Annotated in this window: 10 protein-coding genes; 3 read left to right on the forward strand and 7 right to left on the reverse strand. The window is 66.4% G+C overall.

The genetic code is table 11. The annotated features are described in order from the left end of the window. Positions 1 to 14: 14 nt before the first annotated feature. A complete protein-coding gene (locus ABIA45_RS19995; RefSeq protein WP_404655711.1) occupies positions 15 to 1,310 on the reverse strand; it encodes an MFS transporter in 1,296 nt (431 codons plus the stop codon). 262 nt (positions 1,311 to 1,572) lie between these two features. Next, complete coding sequence (locus tag ABIA45_RS20000; RefSeq protein ID WP_157284734.1) at positions 1,573 to 4,002, reverse strand: EAL domain-containing protein; 2,430 nt, start codon at positions 4,000 to 4,002, stop codon at positions 1,573 to 1,575. Between the two features lie 290 nt (positions 4,003 to 4,292). Here ABIA45_RS20000 and ABIA45_RS20005 point away from each other — a divergent pair, with 290 nt between their 5' ends. Further along, positions 4,293 to 5,459: an ABC transporter substrate-binding protein gene (locus ABIA45_RS20005; RefSeq protein WP_271540723.1), complete on the forward strand. Its 1,167-nt coding sequence runs from the start codon at positions 4,293 to 4,295 to the stop codon at positions 5,457 to 5,459. 6 nt (positions 5,460 to 5,465) lie between these two features. Here the strand turns inward: ABIA45_RS20005 and ABIA45_RS20010 are convergent, their stop codons facing one another. After that, a complete protein-coding gene (locus ABIA45_RS20010; RefSeq protein ID WP_271540724.1) occupies positions 5,466 to 6,443 on the reverse strand; it encodes a hydroxyacid dehydrogenase in 978 nt (325 codons plus the stop codon). A gap of 187 nt (positions 6,444 to 6,630) precedes the next feature. On the opposite strand from ABIA45_RS20010, the gene ABIA45_RS20015 reads away from it, so the two are divergent. Continuing rightward, complete coding sequence (locus ABIA45_RS20015; protein ID WP_404543339.1) at positions 6,631 to 8,100, forward strand: caspase domain-containing protein; 1,470 nt, start codon at positions 6,631 to 6,633, stop codon at positions 8,098 to 8,100. Positions 8,101 to 8,151: 51 nt separating this feature from the next. On the opposite strand, the gene ABIA45_RS20020 is transcribed toward ABIA45_RS20015, so the two are convergent. The 3 genes from ABIA45_RS20020 to ABIA45_RS20030 form a co-directional block, all read right to left on the reverse strand. Beyond that, a complete protein-coding gene (locus ABIA45_RS20020) occupies positions 8,152 to 8,517 on the reverse strand; it encodes a hypothetical protein (RefSeq protein WP_036037392.1) in 366 nt (121 codons plus the stop codon). A gap of 34 nt (positions 8,518 to 8,551) precedes the next feature. Then, positions 8,552 to 9,844 (reverse strand): Spy/CpxP family protein refolding chaperone, encoded by a 1,293-nt coding sequence (locus ABIA45_RS20025; protein WP_275497599.1) that lies wholly within the window; start codon positions 9,842 to 9,844, stop codon positions 8,552 to 8,554. 101 nt (positions 9,845 to 9,945) lie between these two features. Further along, positions 9,946 to 11,370, reverse strand: coding sequence for an FAD-binding oxidoreductase (locus ABIA45_RS20030; protein ID WP_271540727.1), 1,425 nt, complete (start codon positions 11,368 to 11,370; stop codon positions 9,946 to 9,948). Between the two features lie 87 nt (positions 11,371 to 11,457). On the opposite strand from ABIA45_RS20030, the gene ABIA45_RS20035 reads away from it, so the two are divergent. Continuing rightward, positions 11,458 to 11,961 carry a thioesterase family protein gene (locus ABIA45_RS20035; RefSeq protein WP_271540728.1) on the forward strand — a complete coding sequence of 168 codons (504 nt, stop codon included), beginning with the start codon at positions 11,458 to 11,460 and terminating at the stop codon, positions 11,959 to 11,961. A gap of 166 nt (positions 11,962 to 12,127) precedes the next feature. Here ABIA45_RS20035 and ABIA45_RS20040 read toward each other — a convergent pair whose 3' ends face one another. Then, positions 12,128 to 12,301, reverse strand: coding sequence for a DUF1328 domain-containing protein (locus ABIA45_RS20040; protein ID WP_036006471.1), 174 nt, complete (start codon positions 12,299 to 12,301; stop codon positions 12,128 to 12,130). Positions 12,302 to 12,429: the final 128 nt, after the last annotated feature.

Consider the following 12,429-nt stretch of genomic DNA (forward strand, 5'->3'; position numbering starts at 1 on the left):
GAAGCGTACTGGACCTATTCGGATCCCGTTTTGAGCTTGTGCAGCCGGCCGGCCACGGCCCTCACCTTGCCCGGCGCCGCCCGCCAGATCGCGAGCGCCGACACCCCGCTCACCACCATGGCGAGGGCAAAAGCCAGCGTATAGTCCCCGACGCGATCATAGAGAACGCCGGTCAGCCACGGTCCGGCCGCACCGCCCGCCAGCGCCGCGAGCATGATCGTGCCGAAGATGCTGCCCTGGTGCCTGCCCTGGAAGATCTCGAACACCACCGCGCCCATGATCGAGGTGAGGCCGTAGCCGAACGCCCCTTGCGTGAACACCATGAGATAGACCAGCCACAATGACGGCGAGAATTTCAGCGCCATCAGTGCGGCGAAGCAGATCGCAAAACCCGCGCAGCTGATCGTCCAGACCCATTCCCGGCCGATCCGGTCGGAGACATGGCCGAGCAGGATCTGGCCGGGAATGCCGAGCAGGCTGACCATGCCGAGCGCCCACACCGCAACGCTGGGGCTGAAGCCGATATCGAGCAGGAATTTGGTCTGGTGCACCTGCACCGCGTACCAGATGTACAGGCCGCAGAAATAGCCGAGGGCGATCCACCAGAACCGCGCGGTCGCGACGGCGCGCCGCAGCGTCCAGTCGGTGTTGACCCAGTCGGGATCGACCACATTGGAGACCGGGCTTGCCGCGCCCGCGGCGGGGGCGGTATCGCCGTCCGGCTGGAGCCCGATGTCCTCGGGACGCTTGTGCAGCAGCAGGTTGATCGGCGCCAGCGCGATCAGGACGAGCAGGCCCATCGCGGTGCAGGCGGTGCGCCAGCCGGTCTGCTCGATCATGTGCTGCACCCAGGGCAGCAGCGTCACCGAGCCGATACCGACGCCGGCAAAAGCGATGCCGATGGCGAAGCCGCGCTTGCGGATGAACCAGTTCGGCAGGAACAGCGACTGGCCGGAATAACCGAGACAGACGCTGCCGGCACCGACCATGACACCGATGGTGACATAGAGGTGCCACGGCGCGCTGGTCAGCGGCGCCAGCAGCAGGCCGCCGCCCATCAGCACGATTCCGAGCTCCATCACCGCGCGCGGACCGGCGCGGTCCATCAGGCGGCCGATCAGCGGGCTGACCACGCCCGACACCACGAAGCCGAAGGAGAAGGCGCCCGCCGTGACGCCGCGCTCCCAGCCGAACTCGGAGATGATGGGTGGAAAGAACAGCGAAAAGGCGGTGCGCGCGTTGACGCCGATCGCCATGGTGACGAAGGTCACGGCGACGACGATCCAGCCGTAGAAGAACGGAAGCCGCATGTTGTGTGCTTGTTTCATCCCTAGACGGTTCTTCGGACCATCCGGGCCTGTCCGGGTCAAGCGCTTTTCGCGCATGCCCGCTGGGCAGCAACGCCGTTGAAAATGAGAGCGGCCTCGCGGCCATCCTTCGAGACGCCCGCTTTAGGCGGGCTCCTCAGGATGAGGACCGAATGCGCGGCAGCCGTTTCAACGGGCACGGATGCCGCTCAGCCTCATCCTGAGGAGACCGCGAAGCGGTCGTCTCGAAGGACGAGGCGTGCGCTCAGGCAGCGTCGAGCCGTGAGGATTTGACCGGCGCGTCGAACAGGATCCGCTCGATCGGCTGCGGCCGGCCGAACAGATAGCCTTGCGCGAAATTGACGCCGAGCGCCTTCAGCCGGTCGAACTCCTCGCGCGTCTCGACGCCTTCGGCGGTGACCGACATGTCCAGTCCGCGCGCCAGCGTCACGATCGAGGAGATGATGGCGGAAGAGCGCGGCTGCTGGGTCAGGTTGCGAATGAACGACTTGTCGATCTTGATCTTGTCGAACGGGAACGCGGTCAGGTAGCTGAGCGAGGAATAGCCGGTGCCGAAATCGTCGAGCGCGAGCTCGACGCCGAGCTGCTTCAACCGCTCCATGAAGGCGTGGTTTTCGCTGCCGCGCTCCAGCAGCACGGATTCCGTGATCTCGATCTCGAGCCGCTGCGGCGGCAGGCCGGAATCGGCGAGCGCCGCGCAGATCATGTCGAACAGCTCGGCTTCCTTGAACTGGATCGGCGACAGATTGACGGCGATCATGAGATCGGCAGGCCAGGCGGCTGCGTCCGCGCAGGCGCGCCGCAGCACGAATTCGCCGAGCGGCACGATCAGCCCGGTCTCCTCCGCAAGCGCAATGAACTGGTCCGGAGGGATCAGGCCGCGCGTCGGATGCCGCCAGCGCACCAGCGCCTCGAAGCCGCGTCGTTCGCCACTGAGGGCATCGACGAACGGCTGGTAGTGCACCTCCAGCTGGCAGCGCGCGATGGCGTCGCGCAGATCTCCTTCCAGCGTGTTGCGGGCCTCCAGCTCGGCCGACATCGCCTCATCATAAACAGTGAAGCAGTTGCGGCCGGCCGATTTCGAACGGTAGAGCGCGAGATCCGCTTTCTTCAGGAGCTGCTCCTGATCGCTGCCATGATCCGGCGCGATCGCGATGCCGATGCTGGTGCCGATCTCGACGCGGTGTCCGGGCAGCAGGAACGGCTCGCTCACGAGCTTGGCGATCCGTGCCGCCAGATCGGTCGAGCAGGCGCGCTGGTGCTCGCCGGCTTGCTGGATGATGGCGAATTCGTCGCCGCCGAGCCGCGCCAGCACGTCCGTGGCGCGCAGTGCGGATTTCAGCCGCTGCGCCACCTGGCGCAGCAGCGCATCGCCGGCCGCGTGGCCGAGGGAATCGTTGACGTTCTTGAAGCGGTCGAGGTCGAGCATCAGGATCGCGAAGGGCTCGCCCCTCACGCTCAACTTGCCGTTCATCTCGTCGAGGCGGGTGAGGAAAAAGGCGCGGTTCGGCAATCCCGTGAGAATGTCTGTCTGGGCAAGCTCGAGCACCCGCCGGTTCGCCAGCGACAGCCGCCGCGAATTGCGGCTGGCGAGCATCAGATAGGTCGACAGCGACAGCGTCAGCAGCATGCCGACGACGAGGACCGCAACCGCGCGGTCGTAAGACGTCGCCAGCGGACCGCCGGCGGTCGGAACCGCCCGCACCTGCCAATCGGTGTCGCCGATCTTGAGACTGCCCGACCAGTGCAGGGTCCGCGCGATGTCCCGCATCGACCGCAGCGCCGAGGCGGCCGACGCATAATCCGGCAGCATCTGCTCGAGGCTGACGATCTGCGCCGTGTACGGCGGGAAGACCGTCATGCTGACCGCCGGGCTGGCTCCGGTGGTCACGCGGATGGACTGGATCAGCAGCGGCAGGTCGAAGACGCCGACCACGACGCCGGCGATATTGCGGCGCCGGTCCGCGATCTCCTCGCGCGAGGTTCCCTTGGCGTAGACGGGAACGACGACGAGGACATAGGACGGCCGGTCGCTGTCCTTCGGCCCGAACAGGCGCGTGCGCATGGCTGCGACGCGATCGTTGTCGCGCGCGCGCTCCAGCACCGCCCGTCGCTCCGGAACGGTCGTGTAGTCCATGCCGTAGACCGACGAGGTCTTCGGCTGCGTCGAGTAGAACACCGGAAAATATTCGTCGCTCTGGGGCGCGGTGACGAAGCTCTCGCCCTGCAGCGCCTTGATGTGATAGCTCGACAAACCATCCCGGACCGCCGCGGCCTCGTATTCCGCGCGCTCCTTGCGGTTGACGCGCGGCAACCAGGAAATGCGCAGCATTCCGGGGTGACGCTCGAACAAGCGGGCGCTGAAGGTCTCGAATTCGCTGCGGGTGACTTCTTCGTTGGTCGATTCGAACAGCGTGCGCAGCGCGAGAAGCCTCGATATGTACTCGTTCATGCCGTTCTGCAGGACGATCGCCTGGGTCTCGGCCGCGTTCTCGAACTCGATCTTGTTGACGCGATCTTCCCACCGCGCGACGGCGGCAGCGCCTACGATCGAGAACAGCAGGCCGACGCCGACCGCGACGAGCGCAGGACGATAGAGCCCGAGCAGCGGCGCGGCACGCCACCATCCGCCTCTACGTCTCCGATCCTGATCGTTCTGATCGCGACCGCCCATCTTGAAGCCGCCGTCCCCTATCCGCGACGAACCGAACCTCTGGTTGAGGTGCCGGTGCCGCTATCGGAACAAGACGGCGGTTAAGAAGTGCACAATTTCGCAAACTGGTCGTACCGCAATGCGGAAATTAGTTAACGAAGTGCGCGAACGATCCCGGCTTTCTCGACATAAGTTGCCGGTTTTCCCCGGTGTACTACGGCCTATCTGAGTCGTGCCGCTTAGCGAGCTATTCAGGCTCGCAAGGCTATGTTGCGCAAGGTTTCCTTCCCATGATCCGGCAAAGCCTCCCGATGCATCGATTTCGATCAGCGAGATCCGTCGTCCTGACCGTCGCGCTTCTGGCCGCCACCATGCCGGTTGCGAGAGGCGACGAGGCCGGCATCAGCGAGGATGCGATCCTGCTCGGCCAGGCCGCGGCGCTGGAAGGCCCCTCCTCCGCGCTGGGACAGCGCATGCGGCAAGGCATCGTCGCCGCGTTCACCGAGGTCAACGCCAAGGGCGGCGTTCATGGCCGCAAGCTCCAGCTCATCAGCCGCGACGACGGCTACGATCCCGACCGTTCGGTGGCGCAGACGCTGCGTCTGATCGACGACGACAAGGTGTTCGCGCTGATCGGTGCGGTGGGCACGCCGACCGCGATGGCGACGATACCGATCACCAGCTCCAGGAACGTGCCCTTCATCGGCCCGTTCACCGGCGCCGAGTTCCTGCGCGATCTCGAGCTTCCGAACGTCGTCAACATCCGCGCCAGCTACGGCGCGGAGGCGGAAGCCTGGATCAAGCATCTCACCGAGGATCGCAAGTTCACCCGCATCGGCATCTTCTATCAGGACGATTCCTTCGGCCGCGACGGGCTTGTCGGCGTGAAGCGGGCGCTCGCCAAGCGCGGGCTCGAGCTCGCCGCCGAGGGCACTTACGAGCGCAACACCCGCGCGGTCGGCCAGGCCTGGCGCATGATCAAGCGCGCCGACCCCGAAGCCATCGTCATGGTCGGGACCTATGGTCCGTGCGCGGAGTTCATCAAGCTCGCCCGCCGCAGCGGCGCTCGTCCAACCTTCGTCAACATCTCCTTCGTCGGCGCCGTTGCGCTCGCCGCGGAGCTCGGCCCGGAGGGCGACGGCGTCATCGTCTCGCAGGTGGTGCCGTTTCCCTGGGACCGCTCGCTCAAGCTCGTCGCCGACTACCAGGCGGCGCAGAAGGCGTTCGACCCTACGCTGACACCGGATTTCGTCTCGCTGGAAGGCTATCTGTCCGGCCGCCTTGCGGCCGCGGCGCTGGAAAAGGCCGGCCCTAATCCGACCCGCGCCAGCCTGCTGCGCGCCATCAACGATACCGGCCGTTTCGACATCAGCGGCAGCATCGTCACCGTCGGCACACGCATGCTCGACACGCCGCCGAAGGTGTTCCTGACGGTGATCCAGAAGGATGGGACGTTCAAGGCGGTGGACCGGCTTTGAGACCCTTCACGGCCGCCGCGTCCAGCGGTCGGCGTTGACGGCACCTTGCGGGATTTCTCCCCTTGCGATGGCCTCGACCTGTCGCACCGTCTCCAGCGACTGGTATTCGATGGCCTGCGGCGTCAGCCCGCCGACATGCGGCGTCGCGATGACATTCGGCAGCCTGGCGAGCTCGGGCGTCGGCATCTGGTCCGGTGCGCGGCCGACATCCATGGCGGCGCCGGCGATGCGGCCCTCACGCAGCGCGTGCGCCAGTGCGGTCTCGTCGACGAGATTGCCGCGCGAGAGATTGATGAAGACGGCATGCTTCTGCATGCGCGCCAGCGCCGCCTCCCCGATCAGATTCTCGGTCTGCGCGTTGGCGACGGCTAGGCAGACGACATAGTCCGATGCGACGAGGAGCTCGTCGAGACCGACCTGCCGGATCGCGGCATCGCTGACGGTTACGAAGGGATCGGAGACCAATACCTCCATGCGCAGCACTCTTGTGATCTCGGCGAGGTAGCGCCCGATGCTGCCGTAGCCGATGATGCCGATCCGGCTGCCGGCGAGCTGGCGGCCCATCCGTGCTTCCGGCTTGCGGCCTGCCTGGTAATCTGCGGTGGTCCGCGACACGCCGCGGGAGAGATCGACCATGAAGCCCAGCGCGAGCTCGGCCACGGCCTGCACGAAGCCGGGCCCGGCGCGGGTCACGAGCACGCCGGCTTGCGAGGCCGCATCCACGTCGACGTTGCGGATGTCGACGGCGCAACGGACGAAGGCCCGCAGATGCGGCAATTGCGCAAAGATCTCGCCGCGCCCTTCAGTCATGCGGTCGGCGACGATGATGTCGGCGTCTTTGGCTGCGCGCACCAGGCTGGCTGCGTCCAGCGGCTCATCCTTCTCGTGCAGGATTACCTCGGCGACCGCACGAAGGCCGTTCAGGCTGCGATCGCCGTAATAGTTGCGCCGCATCTCCGGGGTGTGCGCGAGCAGAACCTTCACGACAAGCCTCCTTCAATAGCCGAATGCCCGCGGCAGCGCGGTCGAAACGTCTAGCACAGGGACGGCTCCGGCAGATACCCTGCCCCATTTTGCCGCGGCCCCTGAGTGATCCAGCGCACAGACGCCCTCATGGCGCGGACTTAGAAATAGTGACATCATCGTGCGCATTGCCGTTGGAGGTGACATCATGCGCCGTCCAGTCTTTTCGAATTTGCTTGTTGCGTCCGGGCTTCTCGCACTCACCCAGTTGGTGACGCCGACGGACGCGGCCGCCGAAGCGCGGCTTGCGCTGGTAATCGGCCAATCGGCCTATCGCACGGTGCCGGAGCTGCCCAACGCCGCCAACGACGCCAAGGGCATGACGGAGCTGCTCGGCAGTGCCGGCTTCACCGTCACCACGGCGGCCAATCTGGCCCAAACCGAGATGCGCGCGGCGATCTCGGACTTCGCCGGCAAGGTCAGTGCCAGCGGCCCCGACACCGTCGCGCTGGTGTTCTATGCCGGCCACGGCCTTCAGATCGACGGCGAGAACTATCTGGTGCCTGTCGATCTCGATCCCAAGCGCGAGGCCGACATCCCGCTGCAGGGCGTGCGGCTGAACGACATGCTCAACACGCTCGGCGCGCTGCCGACGCGGGCGCGCATCTTCATGCTCGATGCCTGCCGCAACAACCCGTTCCCAGCGCTCAGCGGCGCCGGCCACGGCCTTGCGATCGTCGATACCAAGGCCGGCGCGCCCGGCTCGTTCATCTCCTATTCGACCTCGCCCGGCGCCGAGGCCGAGGACGGCAACGGCCTCGACAGCCCCTATACGACGGCCGTGCTGACGGTCGCCAAGCAGCCGAACCTGCCGATCGAGGAGATGTTCAAGCGCATCCGCGTCGCGGTGGCACAGTCGACCGACGGCCGGCAGATCCCCTGGGAAAGCTCCTCGCTGACCACCGATTTCAGGTTCTTTGGCGAGAGCGGCGGCAGCACGCCCGCTCTTCCCGGCGCATCCGCCATGGCGCTCGCCGGCGGCACGCGCAGCGTCGCAGACTGGCGCAAGACATTGCAGGGCAAGCCGGCCATGGTCGCCTATGAGCTCGTGATCACCGAGGACACCGTGGAGGCGTATCAGGCCTATATCGAGCTGTACGCCCAGGACACCCGCACGCCGCGCCTTCGCACCGTGCTGGAGCGGCGTCGCCAGATGCTGGCGTGGGAGCGTGCCACCGCCATCAACACCCGCGCCTCGTTCGAGGCATACCTGGCGAACTGGGACAACAGCGATCTCGCGGCAACCGCGCGCCGGCTGCTGCTGCGCGTGCAGAACCGCAACTACGCCGTGCCCGTCGCCGCCGCGGCGACGCCCGTCGCGGTCGCGATGGCGCCGACCTGCCCGTGTTCGACGCCCGCGACCCCGGCAACGCCGGTCCCGCCCGTGATCAAGAAGCGCGTCGAGGAGACCCCGCCGAAGCGCAAGGTGGTCGAGACGCCGCCCAAGCGACGGCCGCCGTCCGAGCAAGTGGTCTACGAGCGCGCACCGCCGCCGGATCGCGGCCCGCCGCCGGAGGCCGTGATGCAGGGCATCGGCATCGGCGTGGGGATCGGCCTCGGCATGGGAATGGGCGGCCGCGGCGGCGACCATAACAGCGGTGGCTACCGCAGATACTGAGCCGGTCCGGCACCAGCAACATTCGGCTCGCGCCAATCGCGCGAGCCGAGCTTATTGCGACAGGGCCGGATGGTCCCGGAGCACGGCTTCTCGAATCCAGCCTGCCTGGATCGCACGCGACAAGATCTGCGCCGTCTTGATGTCCTCAGCCTTCATGCAGAGATCCACGATGCGGCGCACGGCGTCGTCGCGCATCAGATCGTCGGAGATCTTCATCGCGATCTCCATGGCAGCGCGGGCTGCGCGCTCATAGCGCTCGCGCGTGCTGGTCGGCGCCGAAGCGCCGGCGGCTTCGGCGATCGCCCGCGCAGCCTGGCAGATGTTGCGAATCCGGTCGGCTGCTTCGATGTCGCCGAGCGGCCCCCCGATCGGCTCGTCCCAGACGTCTGCCGGCTCTCGCCTCGCGAACCACTTCATTGCCCCACCAATGGTCTTCAATTGCTCGCGGCGTTCAGGACATGCGGCGCGGGCCGATCGCCTCGAACTGCGCCTTCTGCTCGTCGTTGAGCGTGGCGTAGAAATCATCGAGCGCCGCCCGGACCGACTTGATTCCGTCCAGCATGACATCGAGACGCTTGCGGATCGCGGCCATGCGGGCCGGCGGCGTCATCACCTCATTGGGCTCGCAGGACGCCTTGAGCGACGTGCTAACTTTAGCGCTGGTGTCCTGGAGCACCTGGAGTGCCGCGCGCTGAGTGTCGTTGGGACGAAGCCGTTCTTCGATCGTGGCGCCGGGCCAATCGAACGCGGCGGACGGGCTACAAGTCTGCACCGACGATCCACCTGTATTGTTCGATGCCGCGGCACGACGCTGATCGTCGGCAAGCGCATTGAAGCGCGCCTTCTGCTCGTCGTTGAGCGAGCCATAGAATTGGTCCAGCGCAGGCTGAACCAGATCGACGGCCTTCTGCATCGCCTCGACCCGCTGCTGCATGGCGGCGAGCCGGCCGGGCGCCGTCGCTGCGGCCTGCGTCGGACAGGAGGTGCGGATCAACGCTGCCGCGTCGACCGAGGCGTTGCCTAGCGCATCGAGAGCAGCGCCTTGCGCGTTCGTCGGCTGCACCGCGGCTGCGATTTGATCGATCGGCAGGCCGACGATGGCGCGGCGATCGCTGCCGCAGAGCTGATCGAGCGGCGCGCTGCGCGCCCGCCGCCGTCCCTGCGGCTGCTGCGGCAGATAGGCCGACAGCCGATCATAGCCATAGGGGCCGAAAATGCCGGCATAGATGTCCGGATAGCCGTAGCCCCAGAAGGCGATCCCGTCGCCCCAGATCGTGTAATCGTAGAGGTCGTTATAGGCGAACGGCCAGAACAGCGGCCCGACCCAACCGTAGCCGCCGCCGGGATGCTGCCACCATCCGCTGCTTGCACCGCTCCAGCCGGCGAGTGCCGCCGCTGCGGCAATCTGCGCGCGGGCCGCCGGATTGCTGATCAGCCGGCCGTTGCGGAATGCGCCGGCGTTCCATGCGTTGCGGAAGTTCGCTGGCCGGATCGCGGCATTGCGGATCTGACCGAAGTTCGGGCCGCCACGCCGGGCGCCGGTTGTGAACCGCATCCCGCGATGATGCCCGCCATGCGCATGCCCGCCGCCGTGGCCGCGGAAATGGCCGCCGTGGTGACCGCCGCCGCGCCCGCCGCCATGGCCACCTCCATGGCCGCCGCCGTGTCCGCCCTTCGCGAACGCGGCCCCCGCAAGCATGCAGGCAAAGGCCACCGCGGCAATTCCAACGACCGGTCGCACCATCGCACCCTCCCGCGCAAAGCCCTGCCATTGAGCATCGGAAATTGGCGGGAATTGGAACCGGCAGGATTGCCGAAAGTTCCCGGTCAGAGATGCACTGGCCCTTAGGCCTCCGGCACGATCTTGCCGGGGTTGAAAATGTTGAGCGGATCGAGTGCCTGCTTCAGCGCCCGCATCGCGTCGAGCGCCTCGGGGCCGAGCTCGGCCTCGAGATATTTCTGCTTGCCCTGCCCGATGCCGTGTTCGCCGGTGCAGGTGCCGTCCATCGCCTGCGCACGCTCGACCAGGCGATGCATGAACTCCTCGCCGCGCGCCATCTCGTCGGCGTCGTTGGTGTCGCACACCAGCGAGCAGTGGAAATTACCGTCACCGACATGGCCGACGATCGGCGACAGCAAATTGAGCCGCTTGAGATCCTCCTCGGTCTCGCTGACGCAATCGGCGAGCCGCGAGATCGGCACGCAGACGTCGGTCGCGACCACGCCGATGCTGTCGCCGGGCCGCAGCGCCTTCACCGACCAATAAGCATCGTGCCGCGCCTGCCACAGCTTGGTGCGGTCCTCCGGCTTGGTGGTCCAGGAGAAATCGCCGCCGCCGCAGTCCCTCGCGATCTCGCCGAACGCCTTGGATTGCTCGGCGACCTCGATCTCGCTACCGTGGAATTCCATCAGCAGCAGCGGCGTCTCCGGCAGCGTCAGCTTGGAATAGGCGTTGCAGGCCTTCACCTGCGCGGCATTGAGCAGCTCGATGCGCGCGACGGGAATGCCGGTCTGGATCGCCAGGATCACGGCCTGGCAGGCCCCGTGCACGGTCTCGAACGACACCGCGCCGGCCGCGATCGTCTCGGGGATGCCGCGCAGGCGGATCGTCAATTCCGAGATGATGCCGAGCGTGCCTTCGGCGCCGACGAACAGATGCGTCAGGTCGTAGCCCGCGGACGATTTCTTGGCGCGCGTGCCCGTGGTGATGATCTCGCCGTCGCCGCGCACCACTTTCAGCGCCAGTACGCTGTCGCGCATGGTGCCGTAGCGCACCGCGTTGGTGCCGGAGGCGCGGGTCGAGGCCATGCCGCCGAGCGAGGCATCCGCACCGGGATCGATCGGGAAGAACAGTCCCTGGTCACGCAGATGCTCGTTGAGCGCCTTGCGGGTGACGCCGGGCTCGATCACGCAGTCGAGGTCCTCGGCATGCACCGCGAGCACCTTGTTCATGTCGCGCAGGTCGATCGAGATGCCGCCGGCGGGCGCGTTGACCTGCCCTTCCAGCGAGGTGCCGGTGCCGAAGGGAATGACGGGCACGCGATGTCTCGCGCAGATCCGCACCACGTCCTGGATGTCGGCGGTCTCCTGCGCCATCACCACGCCATCGGGCGGCTGGTTGGGAATCCAGGTGGTGGTATGGCCGTGCTGCTCGCGCACGGCCTGCGAGGTGATGAGGCGGTTGCCGAAGCGCGCGGCAAGCTGCTCCAGCGCGCTTGCGAGGGCTTTCGGCTCCGGCCGCGGCGGATTATTGGTGATGGTCGTACCCACGGAATTCCTCCCGACGAGAAGAGACCGTGGCAAAGGACATATAACCGGTCAAGTCAAGGGACCGGACGCATAGCTTGGGAAGGACACATGCCGGAGACTGCCACAGCCCCGATCGCAGAGCCGTTTCGCTCCTCGATCATGCAGGTCGAGCCGCAATGGATCGACTATAACGGCCATCTCAACATGGCCTATTACAACGTGATGTTCGATCGGGCGATCGACGAGTTCTGGCTCGAGCTCGGGATTGGCCCGGTCTACAAGACCGAGTGCAACGGCTCGACCTTCACCGCCGAATGCCACGTGCGCTATTTGCGCGAGATCCATCTCGGCGATCCCGTGCAAATCCTGGTGTGGCTGCTGAACGCCGATGACAAGCGGCTGCACACATTCGAGGAGATGCGGCACGGCACCGAGGGCTGGCTGTCGGCGACGTCTGAGAACATGTCACTGCACATGGACATGAATGCGCGGCGCGTTGCGCCGTTTCCGCCCGACATCCGGCAGCGCATTGCAGGGGTCGCCAAATCCCACAGCGCCTTGACGCGACCCGAGGGCATCGGCCGGAGCGTGGCGATGCCCTCGAAGCGTTAGCAGCGCGGTGCTGCCTGGGATTGACCTCTCCCGCCGGGGAGAGGTCGGATTGCGCAGCAATCCGGGTGAGGGGCTGCAGCACCAAGCGAGACTGTAACCCCTCACCCGGATCGCATCTTGCGATGCGATCCGACCTCTCCCTACGGGAGAGGTAAACTACGGCGCGCTATATTCTGTTGCGGCCGCGGGCGAGGCCGACGACGGCCGAGACCAGGAACAGAACGACTGCGATGAAGAAGATGATCTTGGCGATCTCGATCGAAGCGCCGGCGACGCCGCCGAAGCCCAGGATGCCGGCGATCAGTGCGATAACCAGAAACGTCACAACCCAGCCTAGCATGGTCAAACCCTCGTCTTGATGTTGTCTGCGATCGACGCGGCTGGCCGCGCCACCTGTCCTGACAATCTCGACGCGGGAACGATAGTTCCGGTCCCGGCGGGAGCGAAATTCGCCGGCTCAGCTGGAAC

The sequence above is a fragment of the Bradyrhizobium sp. USDA 336 genome, from assembly GCF_044908355.1.
In the GTDB taxonomy this organism is placed as follows: domain Bacteria; phylum Pseudomonadota; class Alphaproteobacteria; order Rhizobiales; family Xanthobacteraceae; genus Bradyrhizobium; species Bradyrhizobium yuanmingense.